Source organism: Myxococcota bacterium (assembly GCA_039030075.1).
GTDB lineage: Bacteria > Myxococcota_A > UBA9160 > UBA9160 > SMWR01 > JAHEJV01.
This window is the reverse complement of record JBCCEW010000006.1, coordinates 45,801-60,308: the sequence shown is the minus strand read 5'-3', so window position 1 is coordinate 60,308 and position 14,508 is coordinate 45,801. Positions and strand designations below refer to the sequence as shown.

Annotated in this window: 10 protein-coding genes; 5 read left to right on the top strand and 5 right to left on the bottom strand. The window is 69.5% G+C overall.

Translation table 11 applies throughout. The features are described from left to right. The first annotated feature begins 4 nt into the window (after positions 1 to 4). Positions 5 to 1,654, top strand: coding sequence for an AMP-binding protein (locus AAF430_08290; protein MEM7410216.1), 1,650 nt, complete (start codon positions 5 to 7; stop codon positions 1,652 to 1,654). A gap of 17 nt (positions 1,655 to 1,671) precedes the next feature. Here AAF430_08290 and AAF430_08285 read toward each other — a convergent pair whose 3' ends face one another. After that, complete coding sequence (locus AAF430_08285; protein ID MEM7410215.1) at positions 1,672 to 1,818, bottom strand: hypothetical protein; 147 nt, start codon at positions 1,816 to 1,818, stop codon at positions 1,672 to 1,674. An 11-nt stretch (positions 1,819 to 1,829) separates the two neighbouring features. Continuing rightward, a complete protein-coding gene (locus AAF430_08280; GenBank protein MEM7410214.1) occupies positions 1,830 to 4,067 on the bottom strand; it encodes a DUF3604 domain-containing protein in 2,238 nt (745 codons plus the stop codon). A gap of 428 nt (positions 4,068 to 4,495) precedes the next feature. On the opposite strand from AAF430_08280, the gene AAF430_08275 reads away from it, so the two are divergent. The 3 genes from AAF430_08275 to AAF430_08265 all read left to right on the top strand — a co-directional run bounded on the left by AAF430_08275 (position 4,496) and on the right by AAF430_08265 (position 8,204). After that, positions 4,496 to 5,221: a PEP-CTERM sorting domain-containing protein gene (locus AAF430_08275; protein MEM7410213.1), complete on the top strand. Its 726-nt coding sequence runs from the start codon at positions 4,496 to 4,498 to the stop codon at positions 5,219 to 5,221. Next, positions 5,208 to 6,419, top strand: a complete 1,212-nt coding sequence (locus AAF430_08270; GenBank protein ID MEM7410212.1) for a hypothetical protein — start codon at positions 5,208 to 5,210, stop codon at positions 6,417 to 6,419. The genes AAF430_08275 and AAF430_08270 overlap by 14 nt, the downstream gene beginning before the upstream one ends. A 120-nt stretch (positions 6,420 to 6,539) precedes the next feature. Beyond that, on the top strand, positions 6,540 to 8,204 hold the full coding sequence (locus AAF430_08265) for an amidohydrolase family protein (protein ID MEM7410211.1): 1,665 nt from the start codon (positions 6,540 to 6,542) through the stop codon (positions 8,202 to 8,204). A 48-nt stretch (positions 8,205 to 8,252) separates the two neighbouring features. Here the strand turns inward: AAF430_08265 and AAF430_08260 are convergent, their stop codons facing one another. Next, the gene (locus AAF430_08260) at positions 8,253 to 9,119 is read right to left on the bottom strand and encodes an NAD(P)-dependent oxidoreductase (protein ID MEM7410210.1); all 867 of its coding nucleotides are present in this window, start codon (positions 9,117 to 9,119) and stop codon (positions 8,253 to 8,255) included. A 106-nt stretch (positions 9,120 to 9,225) separates the two neighbouring features. Further along, entirely contained in the window at positions 9,226 to 10,020 is a 795-nt protein-coding gene (locus tag AAF430_08255) for an isocitrate lyase/phosphoenolpyruvate mutase family protein (protein MEM7410209.1), read from the bottom strand. Between the two features lie 230 nt (positions 10,021 to 10,250). On the opposite strand from AAF430_08255, the gene AAF430_08250 reads away from it, so the two are divergent. Continuing rightward, on the top strand, positions 10,251 to 13,307 hold the full coding sequence (locus AAF430_08250; protein MEM7410208.1) for a hypothetical protein: 3,057 nt from the start codon (positions 10,251 to 10,253) through the stop codon (positions 13,305 to 13,307). Here AAF430_08250 and AAF430_08245 read toward each other — a convergent pair. Then, positions 13,304 to 14,473, bottom strand: coding sequence for an acyltransferase family protein (locus AAF430_08245; GenBank protein MEM7410207.1), 1,170 nt, complete (start codon positions 14,471 to 14,473; stop codon positions 13,304 to 13,306). The genes AAF430_08250 and AAF430_08245 overlap by 4 nt on opposite strands. Positions 14,474 to 14,508 lie beyond the last annotated feature (35 nt).

Sequence of the window (14,508 nt, the reverse complement as noted above, 5' to 3'; positions counted from 1 at the left end):
CGCTTTGGAGTTGGTCCCGTTCCGTCATTGGATCGTCGCGCGCCGCGACGACGACCGCCCTGCCCTGCGCTTCGAGGATCAGACGCTCAGCTACCGCGCGTTCGTCGCGGGCTGCGCCCAGCGCGCCGCGTACCTGCTGGCGAATCGGGGCGACGGCCCCCTGCACGTGGGCGTCCTGCTCGACAACGTCCCCGACTTCCCGATGTGGATCGGCGCCGCCGCGCTCGCGAAGGGCGTCATCGTCGGCATCAACCCGACCCGCCGCGGCGCCGAGCTCGCCCGCGACATCCGCCACACCGACTGTGGCTGGATCGTGACCGAAGCCGCCCACCGCGACCTGCTCGCGGGCCTCGACACCGACGTCCCCGCCGATCGCATCCTCGACGTCGACACGCCGGCCTTCGCGGAAACGCTCGCGCCCTACGCCGGGGCCGACATTCCCGACGTCGAGGTCGAGATGAGCGACCTCCTGCTTCTGCTCTTCACCTCGGGCACGAGTGGCGCACCGAAGGCGGTGATCTGCAGCCAGGGGAAGCTGTCGCTCGTCGCCCAAAATCTCGCGGGCCGACTCGCCCTCGACGAGAACACGGTCTCCTACCAGTCGATGCCAATGTTCCACAGCAACGGGCTGTTCACCGGCACCGCACCCACGATCGTCGTCGGCGGCACCGCCGTCCTGCGCCGGAAGTTCTCGGCGTCGGGCACGATCCCTGACATCAAGAAGTACGGTTGCACCTACTTCAACTACGTGGGCAAGCCGCTCTCCTACATCCTCGCCCAACCCGAGCGCCCCGACGACGCGGACAACCCGCTGCGGGTCGTCTTCGGCAACGAGGCCGCCGACCTCGACATCGAGCGCTTCGCGAAGCGTTTCGCCACCGAAGTCGTCGACGGTTACGGGTCGACCGAAACCGGTGTCGCCGTCCAGCGCACGCCCGACATGCCGAAGGGATCGCTCGGACGCGGCGACGACGCCACCCGCGTGCTCGATGCGGAAACAGGGAACGAGTGCCCGCCGGCTCGGTTCGATGATTCGGGTCGCCTGCTGAACGCCGAGGAAGCCATCGGGGAGCTCGTCAACACCGGCGGACGCGCGCTCTTCGAGGGCTACTACAACAACGACGAAGCGAACGCCCAGCGCATGCGCGACGGCATGTACTGGACCGGCGACCTCGCCTATCGCGACGCCGACGGCTTCATCTACTTCGCCGGCCGCGACTTCGAGTGGCTGCGCGTGGACGGCGAGAACTTCTCCGCCGCGCCCGTCGAGCGCATCCTCGCGCGCTACCCGGGGGTGGTGCTGTCCGCCGTGTACGCGGTGCCCGACGAAGAGGTGGGCGACCAGGTGATGGCCGCCCTGGAGGTGACCGATCCCGACGGGTTCGACCCCGCCGCCTTCGACGCCTTCCTCGCCGAGCAGGCCGACCTCGGCACCAAGTGGACGCCCCGCTACGTCCGGCTGAGTACCGCGCTGCCGGTGACCCAGACCAGCAAGGTGCAGAAGCGCCAGCTGCGGGCCGAACGCTGGGAGTGCGACGAGACCGTGTGGTACCGCCCCGAACGCGGTGCCGCGCTGCGTCGGCTGGAAGCGGCGGACATCGCTGCACTCCGCGAGCGCTTCGTCGCCCGCGGACGGGAATCCCAGCTGATCTGAGCCGCGCTCCGACCGTGCTAGGGCGCGGGCACGTCGACGGGTGCGGGCGCGGAGGTCTCGACGGGCGGAGGCGACTCGGTGCGCGAGAAGCGCAGGGCACCGAGCACGGCACTCAGCGCGAGCACCAGGATGGCGATGATCAGCGGACGTCGGTCGCGGAACACGGCGGCGAAGCTTATCGCATTGCCGCCGACAGCCCGGCGGCGCGCGGCAGCGCCGCCGTCGCTTCCGAGACGGGCGCGGCGGCCGGGGTGACGAAGATCGGCGACGACCAGGCGCGCTCCTCATTGTCCGCGAGGCAGTCGTCCTCGGGCGACGTGCGGTCGTCGCCGTAGCAGGGGTCGACCTCGAGACAGTCCCCCGCGTCGTCGGTGGTGCAGCGGACCCCGCCGGCATTCACGGCCGGCGTCGGTTCCTGGATCGCGCGCACGTAGTAGGCGACCTCTCCCTCTGCGGACGTAAACTCCGGGTCTTCGAACTCGACGCGGCAGCCATCGCCTGCGTCTTCACAGGGCAACACCCGCCAGGGGTCTTCGACCCGCGTCTCGACGGGCGACGCGCCGGCGCTCGCCCGGATGCGCACCACCTCGATGCGGGTGATGCGTCGACGGCGTTCGCCGGGGTGGAAGCACTCGCCGAGACACAGCGCCTCGAGTCGCTCGGGGGTGAGCGCGTCATGCACCGGATCGGGGCAGCCCGGGCGTTGTTCGAAGGCGCCCGCCGCTGCGACACGGAAGCGCGGCGTATCGGCGAAGTCCTGGACCCAGGCGCCCATCGGCTGGGGACCCTCCGCGCTGTTCATGAGATCGAACCACAGGAGAATCCGGTCCCCCGACGTCCCGTAGACCTCGCGTCGCTCGAAGGCATCCCAGATCGCTTCGCGATCGCGCCCGCGGGCGTGCACCGCGGCGAGCCCTCCCGTGTACAGGTACGACGCCGCGCGCTCCATGTAGCGCCGCCCCGCGGTTCCGATCTTCGCCCAGTCGATCGGGCGCGACTCGGCGACGGGATCGTCGCCGCTGCCGTTGCGCACCGGCGACGCCTCCGTGTTCTCGAGGCGCGCGAACTCCTTGAAGCCGTTGCCCGGTCTCGCGTCGTGGGTGTCGCTCGAGCCGATGAACCCGAACCGGTAGCGGCGTTCGGCGCCGCCCGGCCCGTCGGTGGAGGCGAACGCGGTCGCCGCCTGGGCGGACCCGGCGGGACGATGGGAGAAGGCCGGGTTGAAACAATCGCGACACTGATCGCAGTCGAGCCAGTCGGCGACCTCGGCGCCGGGGACGGTCTGGAAACCCGACGCTCCGGCCTCGAGGTAGTGACGTTGCGCCGTCTGGGCGCGGGCGTCGCAGTCCTCGCCCGACTCGCGCTCGCAGCGTTCCCGGATGATCTCACCGGCGCGCCAGCAGCAAGGCAGATAGTCCGGCGTCGGCACGGGACACATCGCCGCCTCCCCGGGCCCCTCGGCCGCCCAGTCGCGGTAGGGCTCGGCGCTGCCGTGCCCCGAATAGATCTCGAAGAGGCGCTGACGCGACGGGTCGTGTTGTCCCGCGGCGAGTTCGCGTTCGAGGGAGAACCCGCGCGGTGTCATCAGGCCCCAGCTCGTGCCGTGGGGGATCACGATCGATGGCGTGTCCCAGGCGTCGAGCTTCGCGTGGAGCGTGCTCGGATCCGGCGCAACTTCGTGACAATCGAGAGGCAGCTCACGCGGGTCGACCCCGGCGTCGCAGGCGGGCACTGCCTGCAACGCGTCGGTGTAGTAGCCGTAGTCGAAGATCCGCTGACGCTCCGAGAAATGCAGGGTGGCCAGGGCGAGGGTCGCCACCGGACCGAACGACATGGCGCGAAACTGGGGGCGGGGTGCCGCGATCGGGCGGGCGGGAACCCGCGTCCGATCGGTTTCGAGGAGCACCACGTTCTTGTGTCCGTAGTGCTCTTCCGGCGTCGGACCGACCTGGCTCCATTCCCAGCCCAGGAAACTCACGAGATCCGGTGTGTCCCCGGAGCCGGCCACGCGGTTGCACTCGGTGATGGCGTCGATCGTGTCGGACCAGTGGCGCGGCGAGATGCCCTCGGCGTGGTCGTTGATGCTCCAGAAGTCCAGATCGGCGCAGAACCGCGCGAAGTCGCAGGCGTCGGCGGGAGGGTGGACACCGCTCCCCCCGAGCATCGGCAGCGACATGATGAACGCGTCGGGGGAGAAGGTGGTGTGGGTGTGGAGGTCGCCGAACAGCACCTGGCTGTCGTCGGGCAAGCCGTTTTCCGCGCGCACGGCGGACTGAGCCGCGTCGGGAGCCCGCTCCCAGCCGGGATCGAGCGCATGCTCGGTCACGGCTCCCGGCCCCTGGTGCTCGCCGCTGCACGCCAACAGGGCGGCCACCCCGATCAGGCTTCCTGCGAGACGGCGTCCCCGTGCCATGGGCTCCTCCAACTCGTCCGCGCTCCCGGGCCTCGGGTCCGTCGATGCCCGGGGGCTACGCGCGGGCCGGCAGGGTACTCCGGCCCGGCGCTCGGTGAGCACGAGGATCGGCAGGCCGCTTGGCCCCTAGGGGAAAACGGAAACGCGTTTCCATCGCCCGGTGGAAAACCCCTTCCGTGTTCCGCTGCGTGCCGCCTGCCGCTCACTTGCCGGCTCTCGAGCACGCGGGGAATAGGCGTAACCTCTCAATTTCAATAGGGAATTTTTACCCGAAAAAGCTCCCCCTGTTTTCCGCCATGGCATTAAGATTGCAACCTCGCGCGACTGGGAAGGGGCGCGATCCAGCGCCTGCCGCGGCCGCTTTTCGAGCCGCGCGGCCGGGCTCCTTCCACGAAGCGTTTTCAACCCTTGGGAAGGGGACCCTGAAGATGATTGCCTCTCGCTGTGCACGCGGATTTGCTCTCGCCGCCGTCCTTCTGCTCCTGGCGCCCACCAGCGCCCTCGCCGTCAACTACGGCGACTTCACTTCGGACACCGTCGAGTTCCTCCAGGTGACCGATTTCGGCGGCGGCTTCGGCACGCCGACCACGAACCTCGACACCCTCGACTTCAACCCGAGCATCGTCGCCGGCCCCGGCGGCTTGGCCTTCGAGCAGCTGAACTTCACGGTTCGCACGCTCGACCCCGACGGCCCGGGCCCGGACCGCTTCCTGATCGACCAGTTCATCGTCGACATGGACGGCATCGCGAACGTCTTCACCGGCACCTCGGTGGTGGACGCGAGCGTCACCGTCGACATCACGGAAACGAACCTCGGCGGCACGGCGCCGGTGAACTCCACGACGACCCCGTACAACCAGGTCCTGAGCGTCCCCGGCGGCACCTGGAACAACAGCTTCGTCTTCGATGTCGGCACCATCCTCGGCGGCTTCCCGGGCTTCGAGACGGCCTCGGCCACCGAGATCCAGATCTCGATCCTGATCACGCTGAACAACACGGGCGCCGGCGTCAGCTCACTGACCAACACCGAGGGCATGACCTTCACGTTCCTCGGGCCCGGTTCGGTCGTTCCGGAGCCTTCGACGGGTCTGCTCCTGAGCTTCGCCCTGGGCGGTCTCGGCATTTGGCGCCGCCACGACCGTGGGCGCTGCTAAGCAAGGGAAGCGACGCACCGGCTCCCTCGCCCTAGCGATCGCACTGGTTCTCGGCTGGCTGCCGCTCACGGCGACCGGAGTTGTCGTCCTCAACGGGCAGCAGCCGGCACAGAACACCACCAGCGCCGGCCTGAACGGTGAGGCGGCGGTGGTGCAGGACGCCGGCGTGTTCGGTGGCTTCCTGGCGACCGCCGTGGGTCCGCGTCACTTCCTCGCGGCGAAGCACATCGGCGGCAGCGTCGGCCAGACGATCACTTTCGACGCTGGCCCCAACCAGGGCACCTACACGACGATCGGGTTCGTCGACGATCCCGCGTCGGACCTGCGCCTCTGGCGCATCAGCGGCCTGTTCGCCTCCTGGGTGCCCCTCTACACGGGCAGCTCCGAGCTGAACGCCACCATGACCGTGTTCGGCAGGGGCGGCGGCGCGGGGCCGAACGTGTTCGTCTCCGGGCAGTTGCGCGGGTTCGAATGGGGTGGCAGCGGGGTCTGGTCCTGGGGCCGCAACCGCATCGAGCGCTTCGTCAACGACCCCCAGCTCGGACCGCTGATCGCCGCCGACTTCAACGCCTCCGGCGGCGTCGCGAACGAGTGCCACATCTCCGGGGGCGACTCGAGCGGTCCCTGGCTCGTCTTCGACACGGTCGACGGCGCCTGGGAGCTCGCCGGCATCAGCTCCTCGGTGACCGGCCCCTTCCAACAGAACGTCGGTGGCCCGTCCGGGATCGTCTTCGACGCGATGCTCTGGGAGTACGGTGGCCTCTACATCGGCGAGGCGGGTTCCGAGTTCCTGGTGCCGTTCAACCCCTTCGCCCCGCGCCCGACGTCGGCGTTCGCCGTTCGCGTTTCGGATCGCGCGGCCTGGATCGCGCCGCAGCTGGTCGTCGACACGGACGGCGATGGCCTGACCGACGATGTCGACAACTGCACGCTGATCTCCAACCCGTCGCAGGGGGACACGGACTCCGACGGCTTCGGGAATGGCTGCGACTGCGACTTCAACCAGGACAATCTCTGCGACTCAGAAGACTTCGGCGACAACTTTCTGCCCGCCTACCAGACGGGCGTCGATCCCGGGATCGGCACGGACATGAACACCGACGGGGCCGTTTCCGGTGAGGACTTCCTGCTCTTCCTGCCGGGCTTCGAGACCTTCGGTGCGCCGGGACCCTCCGCTGGGACGGCCTGGAAGCCCTAGCACCCGCTTCCGACCGATCCGCACCCCGCCCTGCGCGCGCCCGCGGTAGAATCGCTCTCCGCGCCCCCACCGCCGGCTGCTCCTGGCCCGCGGCTCGTGGCGCAGACCAGGAGTGAAGCGATGTCCTCCCTCGTGATCCGCGGCGGCAGCGTAATCGACGGCACGGGCCGTCCGGGCTTCGACGCCGACGTCCGCATCGAAGACGGCCGCGTGGCCGAGATCGGGACCCAGCTCTCGGGCGACACCGAACTGGATGCCAGCGGCGCCGTCGTGACGCCCGGCTTCATCGACATCCACACCCACTACGACGCCCAGGTCTTCTGGGACCCGGCCCTCACCCCGTCCTGCTTCCACGGCGTGACCACCGTCGTCGCGGGGAACTGCGGCTTCTCGGTCGCCCCGACCCGCGCAGCCGACCGCGAGACGATCGCGCTGACCCTCGAGAAGGTCGAGGACATGAATCCCGCCTCCTTGATGGAAGGGATTCCTTGGGACTTCGAGACCTTCCCGGAGTACCTGGCATCGGTGGAGCGGCGGGGCACCGTCCTGAACTACGGCGCCTACATCGGGCACACCGCCCTGCGTCTCTTTCACATGGGCGCGGACGCCTACGAGCGCGCCGCCACCGACGACGAGGTGACGGCGATGGCCAGCTCCGTGCGCGAGGCCATGCAGGCCGGCGCCGTTGGCCTGGCGTCGAGCTTCGCGCCGACCCACGTCGGCATCGACGGCAAGCCGGTGTGCAGCCGTCTCGCCGAGCTGTCCGAGTTCGAAGCGCTCGGCAAGGAACTCGCGAAGCTCGGACGCGGCGTGATCGAAGCCACGCTGGGCGAGGGGTTCGCCTTCGACACGATCTACGCCTTCCAGCGACGCGTCGGCGTGCCGGTGACCTACACGGCCCTGCTCGCGATCCCGGGACTCTGGCAGCACGGCTCGAAGATCCACGCGGAGCAGCTCGCCGAGGGCACCGACGTCTGGCCCCAGATCTCGTGTCGCAAGATCACGCTCCAGACCCAGCTCAAAGAGCCTTTCCCCTTCGATCAGGCCGCGTGCTTCGCGGCCCTCCACGCGGGAACGCGCGCCGAACGCGAAGCCGCCTACCGCGACGCGGCCTGGCGATCCCGGGCGCTCGACGAACTGGCGAACACCCCGCTGCCCACGCGCTGGGAGAACTTCGAGCTCGCCGAGAGCAACGTGCACACCGACCTGATCGATCGCAAGCTCGTCGACCTGGCGAAGGAGCGGGGCGAGTCTCCGCTCGACACGATGATCGCCCTCTCTCTGGAAGAGAACCTCGAGACGCGCTTCCGCTACGTGCAGGCGAACGACGACGAAGAAGGCATCGCCCATCTCCTCCAGCAGGAACAGATGGCGATCGGACTCTCAGACGCCGGAGCCCACGTCGGCATGCTCTGCGACGCACCGCTCCCCACCGACCTGCTGGGCAACTGGGTGCGGGAACGCGGCGTGCTGCCGCTCTCCGAAGCCGTCCGCAAGCTCACGTCCGAGCCTGCCTCGATTTTCCGCTTCGAAGATCGCGGCGTGCTCACCCCCGGCGCCCACGCCGACGTGTGCGTCTTCGATCCGAACACGGTCGGGCCCGGGAAGCTGCGTCGAGTGCGCGACTTCCCGGCCAACGCCGACCGCCTCACGGCCGACACCCCGAGCGGAATCCGCCACGTGCTCGTGAACGGGACCCCGATCTGCCGCGACGGCGAGAGCCGGGTCGACCAGCTGGAGGACCGGCCGGGCGTGCGTCCGCGCCAGCTGCCCTTCGGGTCCTGAGATGATCCCGAGCGGTCGACGGCCGCCGCGGCGATGGACCGCCGCGCATCAGCGGCGCGCCGGGTCGGTCACGCCGTAGAGCCGCGCCATCGACTGGGAGACCAGCGAGCCGACGGGCAGCGACACCCCCGACTTGCGCGCCAGCGTGAGCGCCCAGGCGAGATCCTTCTCGGCGATGTTCATGTGGTTTCGCATCAACGCCTGAAAGCCGTCGCTCGTCCGCACGTCCTCGGGCGCTTTGTGCGTGGCGAGGTACATCACCATCATGTCGGTGAGCTGACCGTTCGCGCGACCCGCCTGCTCGAGAACCTCCTGGGGCAACCCGACGGCCCGGGCCAGCGCCATCGATTCGTAGGCCGCCGCCCACTGGATGTAGGTGATGAGATTGATGCAGAGCTTCAGCTTCGCACCGCTGCCGAGTTCCCCGGCATGCACGAGGGGAACCTCGCTGGTGGCCTCGAGGTAGGGCCGCGCCTTCTCCAAGGCGTCTTCCGGCCCGCCGATCAGGTAGGTGATCTGCTTGTTCTGGGCGCGCGCCGCGCCTCCGGTGACGCAGGCGTCCATCACGGCCACCTGCTTCTCGGCCGCGGCTGCCGCGACCTCGGCCGCGGTCTCGGGCAACACCGTACTGTGAATCAGGATCACGCCGCCCGCCGACATTCCGGCCACGAGTCCGTCGTCGCCGAGCGCGACCTGGCGGACGTGATCGTCCTCGGGCACGCAGATCCCGACGATGTCGGCCTGGGTCCCGAGTTCGCGTGGTGTGGCCGCGGCCTTGGCTCCCCCGGCGGTCAACTCGGCCACCGGTTCGGGCGCGATGTCGAAGACCGTCGTCTCGAAGCCCGCAGGCGCCAGGTGCGCGGCGATGGGCTTGCCCTGATTGCCGAGGCCGATGAAACCGGTGCGAATCGTCATGGAAGCTCCTTCGGGCGCCAACCCTATCACTCGCTCCCGCCGGGACGCGAGCCGAGGAGTCCGGAGAACCGAGGGTCGGGATGACCGAGGAGTCCAGAAGAAAGGGTCAGCTCAAGGCGTCGCGAACGGATCCGGCGTGGGCGAGCGCTCGCTGCCAGAACGCGTGGGTGCCCGCGCCCAGCAACTCCTGGGCCGCCTCGAGCAGCGCCGCCTGGGTCGCCATGTGGAGGGCACTCCCCGTCGAGACGCGCGTGACGCCCGCCTCGAACAGCTCGGGCACGGAGGGACCCCCCGGCAGGATGAGCCCGTTGATCGGACGGTCCACCGATGCGACGACGCTCCGGAAGTCCTCCAGGCTCGAGAGACCCGGCGCGTAGAGCACATCGGCGCCGGCCTCCTGGAACGCCTGCAAGCGCGTGATGGTGTCTGCCAGATCCGGATGGCCCCGGAAGTGATTCTCGGCGCGAGCCGTCAGAACCAGCGGCTCCTCGAGCCCCTGGTTCGCCTCCACCGCCGCACGAATGCGCTCGGCCGCCAACTCGGCCGGATAGAGACCGACGTCGGGTCCGCCGTAGTCCTCGATCGAGCCACCCGCGAGCCCGGTCTCGGCCGCGCCGCGGATCGTCTCGGCCGCGTCCTCGGGACGGTCTCCGAACCCGTTCTCGAGATCGGCAGAGATCGGCAACTCGGTGACACCGACGAGGTCGCGCGCGTGGGCGAGCACCTCGTCGCGGGTCACGTCCCCATCCAGCCGCCCGCGGGTGCCCGCGAACCCGGCACTGGTGGTGGCGAGGGCGGGAAACCCGGCCGTCTCGAGCAGCCGCACCGAGCCGCGATCCCAGGGGTTGGGGATGATGAAGGGCGTCTTGTGAAGCTCGAGGAAGCGTTGGCGCTGACCCATGGATCCTCCGACGGTTGGGGCGCCGAGTATCGCTTCGCCGGGTCTCCCGGAGAAGGTCCAACCCCGCGCGGGCAGCAGGGGCCAGTGCTCGGATCGGCGCCCGGCCCGGGTCCGACCCAGAGTCGGAGAACCCTCCCACCCCACGGGGCCGCCAGCTCCCGGCCCCGCGAAAACCACCCGTTGGCGCGCCGCCTTGGGCACAATGGGCCGTCCCAATTTCCGGAGGTCCCATGCGTGGTGCCCGCGCCGCTGTCCCTCGCGCGGCGGCAGCTCTGCTGTTCCTGCTCCTTTTCGCGTCTGCCGGGCATGCCCAGCCCGCCTACGTCCTGTTCGAGAGTGGCCCGGTCCGGCCGGTCGCCCTGTCGCCGAACGGGCAGAAGCTCTTCGTGGCGAACACACCGGAGGGCCACCTCGAGATCTTCGACGTCGACGCAGAAGGCGAGCTGACTCCGGCAGGGAGCGTGCCCGTCGGCCTCGAGCCGGTCACGGCCGTCGCCCGAACCGACAGCGAAGTCTGGGTGGTGAACCATCTCTCCGACAGCGTGAGCATCGTCGACGTGGGCAGCACGCCGCCCCGTGTCACGCGCACCCTGCTGGTCGGCGACGAGCCCCGCGACCTGGTGTTCGCGGGCACGCCCGAGCGGGCCTTCATCACCACCGCCCACCGGGGCCAGCACCGCATCGATGGGTCGATTTCTGCGGTGACCGGGGCGGGCGATCCCCAGCTCACGACCGAGGGCATCGGACGCGCCGACGTCTGGGTATTCGACGCCGCGTCGCCCGGTGCGGCCCTCGGCGGTGTGCCGGTCGAGCTCCTCAGCTTCTTCGCGGACACGCCGCGCGCCCTCGCGACCGATGGCACCACCGTCTACGTCGCGGCCTTCCACTCGGGCAATCAAACCACGGCGATCCCCGAAACGGCGGTGCCGAACGCGTTTACCAACAGCTGCGGCGGGGGCGGCGTCGGTACCGGCGTGCCGGGCCCGAGCGACAACGCCAATGGCGATTCGGCCCCCCAGAGCGGACTGATCGTTCAGTTCAACGGATCCGATTGGGTCGATGCCCAGGGCTGCTCCTGGAACGCGGCCGTCGAGCTCGAGCTGCCCGACCAGGACGTCTTCGCCGTCAACGCGAACACGTTGGCCTCGGGCAGCGTGTTCACCTCGGTGGGAACGATCCTCTTCAACATGGTGCTCAACCCGACGACCGGGAAGCTCTACGTCACCAACACGGAAGCGCGGAACGAAGTGCGCTTCGAAGGGCCAGGCGATCACGGCGGGACCACGGTGCAGGGCCACCTGGCCGAGTCGCGCATCACCGTCATCGATCCGGCCGCCCCGATGACGGCGCCCGATCCTCAGCACCTGAACCAGCACATCGACTACGGCCAGCTCCACACCGACGCCGGTGCCAACCATGCGGCGATCGCCGCCCAGATCCCCCACAGCCTCGCGACTCCCGTACAAGCGGTGGTGGGCCCGGATCAGAAGGTCTACGTCGCCGCGTTCGGCTCGGCAAAGATCGGCGTGTTCGACGCGTCCGATCTCGAGGACGCGAACTTCGAGACGAATTTCGACCCCACGGTGGAGAGCGCCAACTACATCCCCACCGGTGGCGGTCCGGCCGGCCTCGCCCTCAACACCGCTGGCGATCGGCTCTACGTCTACACCCGCTTCGACAACAGCGTGTCGATGATCAAGGTGGGCGGCGCGTTCACCACCACGGTGCAGACCGTGCGGATGCCGACCGCCGAGCCGGATTCCGTCGTCGACGGTCGCCCGGTGCTCTACGACGCCGTCAACACCTCGGGGAACGGCGAGGCCTCGTGCGCCAGCTGCCACATCTTCGGCGACTTCGACAGCCTCGCCTGGAATCTCGGCAACCCGGACGACCCGTCGACGTCGAACCCGCAGGACGTACTCGGCGCAGGCCCGGGCACCGGGCCCGACTTCCACCCGATGAAGGGGCCGATGACGACCCAGACGCTACGCGGCATGTCGACCCACGGCGCCCTGCACTGGCGCGGCGACCGCAGCAACGGCTTCTTCAACCCGGCGCCCTCCCCGTGCGTGAGCCCGGCCGCCGGCGACTGCGATGAAGCGCTCTCCTTCAACAACTTCATCGTCGCGTTCGAGGGCCTGATCGGACACGAAGGCCTCATCGCCACGACCGAGATGCAGAAGTTCACCGACTTCACGATGCAGCTCATGCAGCCGCCGAACCCGGTGGCCGCCATCGACGGCACCCAGACCCCCGAAGAAGCGAACGGCGAGACCGTCTACTTCACGAACCCCTCGGACGCGAGCATCACCTGCAACTTCTGCCACGTGTTGAACCCGGGATTCGGATTCTTCGGGTCGGGCGGGTCGCAGACCTTCGAGGGTGAGCCCCAGCTCTTCAAGGTCGCTCACCTGCGCAACATGTATCAGAAGGTCGGCATGTTCGGGCTCGTCGGCGTGACCGGTTCCACGAACACCGGCCCCCAGGTACGCGGTTTCGGCTTCCTGCACGACGGCGCGGTCGACACGCTCTTCAACTTCCTGAACGAAGGTCCCTTTGCTCTCACGACCAACCAGATCGAGGAGCTCGAGGCCTTCATGCTCGCCTTTCCGAGCGACCTGGCCCCGGTGGTCGGGCAGCAGATGAGCGTCGGGCCAGGTAGTGATGGCAGCCTGAACGGCGCGGGCGACACGATCACGGTCGGCGTGAACGGGCGCATCGATCTGCTCGACACGCGCGCCAGTACCTTCTTCTCGTCGGCCACCCTGGGCGGCCCCGTCACCGAGTGCGACCTGATCGCGAGCACCGTCGAGGGCGGCGCGCAGCGCAGCTACGCCGAGGTCGGCGGCATGATGCAGCCCGACGACGGCGGCGCGGCGATCGCGCTCGCCACGCTGAAGAACCTGGCGCGAACGAGCGGCGCCGGCTCGAACTCCCAGGACATCAACTTCTCCTGCGTGCCGCCGGGTTCGGGCGTGCGGATGGGCAATGACCGTGACCAGGACGGCACACTGAACGCCGTCGACAACTGCCCCGGCTGGCCGAACGGAGCGTCGCTCGGCACCTGCACGGCGGGCGACGCCGCAACGCTCGGGGGCACCTGCACGGCGAACGGCGACTGCGGGGCGGGCGGCGTCTGCTCCCTGGCCCAGGAAGACGGCGACGGGAACGGCACCGGAGACGCCTGTGAGCCGGTGCTGCTGCCCGAACCGTCGCGGGGCTTCGAGGCTGTCGCGATCGTCGCAGCGGTGCTGACCTTGGCTCGCGCGCGGCGGGCCCGGGCCTAGCTCCGGCCTTCCACGGGCCGCTCCCGCGGCCCGTGGAGCCAACGCCCCAAGCCCCGGTAGCGCACGCCCGTGTGATACAGCGCCAGTAGCAGAGGGAAGCTGACGCCCAGCACCCCGGCGAACTTCAGCGCGGCCGGCAGCGGCCAGGAGGCCGCGCAGATCCCGAGCGCCGCGATCAGCGGGAAGTGGGTCAGGTAGACGAAGTAGGCGGCGTCCGAGAGGTAGCGCTGGGTCGGATGGGCGTCCGAGAAGCGCACCCAGAAGAAGCCCACGACGCCGTAGAGCAAGCTGCAGGTGAGCACGGCGGAGAGGACGCGCCCGGCGACGTCGACCCAGGGCGCGGGCGCGCCCGCGGCGACCCGGCTCAGCGCGATCAACCCCGGCAGCACGACCGCCACGGCGACCAGCAGGTGCGCACGCCAGCCGTGGGCGAGCCGGTCGAGCTCGGCGCGTCGCGAGAACAGCACGGCCCCCGCCGCGAAGAAGAGCCCGTAGTAGGCGAGCAGATGCGGAACGGGCGCCAGCTCCGAGACGCCGTCGACGTTCCAACCGCTCATGAAGCCCATCGCGATCGCCGTGGGAACCACGAGCCAGACGGCGCGCGCGCGACCGGTGAGCCCCGATCCGAGACGCGCCGTTCCTGGGAACGAACGCCCGTCGAAGAGGCCCTGCCAACCCACGAACACGGCGGTGTGGATCAGCAGGTACTCCAGGAACCAGAGGTGCCAGACCGTCGCGAAGACGCCGAGCCCGTGCTCATGAAAGTGAGCGGACAGGGAGGCGATGAAGTCCCCCACCACCGGGTCGATGGGACGCGCGAACGCTCCCCAGATCCAGATCGCGCGGGTCAGCGGCACCAGGACGAGACAGGCCACGACGAACGGCACGACGATCCGCTTCACCCGATGGCGGAGGAAGGCGCGCGTGCCCACGCGATCCCACAGGAGCGCGGCGAAGAACCCGGACATCAGGAAGAACGCGGGCATCCGCACCGCGTGGATCAGGGTGTTCGCCAGATCGAAGAGGCCGCTGCGGGACGGGTCGCAAACCGCCCAGCTCGAGGGACACCCCTGGGTGTAGGGAACCGCCGCGTGCAGGACGAGTCCCAGCTCCATCGCGCTCGCCCGCAGGGCGTCGAAGGCGGGGTAGCGCTGTGGAGCGGTCACGCGCGCTGGCCTCCACCTTGCGGGCCAGCACGCCT

Excerpts from the sequence above, each read along its gene's own strand:
- AAF430_08250 (MEM7410208.1), top strand. The coding sequence starts at position 10,251 with ATGCGTGGTGCCCGCGCCGCTGTCCCTCGCGCGGCGGCAGCTCTGCTG.
- AAF430_08275 (MEM7410213.1), top strand. The coding sequence starts at position 4,496 with ATGATTGCCTCTCGCTGTGCACGCGGATTTGCTCTCGCCGCCGTCCTT.
- AAF430_08265 (MEM7410211.1), top strand. The coding sequence starts at position 6,540 with ATGTCCTCCCTCGTGATCCGCGGCGGCAGCGTAATCGACGGCACGGGC.
- AAF430_08280 (MEM7410214.1), bottom strand. The coding sequence starts at position 4,067 with ATGGCACGGGGACGCCGTCTCGCAGGAAGCCTGATCGGGGTGGCCGCC.
- AAF430_08260 (MEM7410210.1), bottom strand. The coding sequence starts at position 9,119 with ATGACGATTCGCACCGGTTTCATCGGCCTCGGCAATCAGGGCAAGCCC.
- AAF430_08255 (MEM7410209.1), bottom strand. The coding sequence starts at position 10,020 with ATGGGTCAGCGCCAACGCTTCCTCGAGCTTCACAAGACGCCCTTCATC.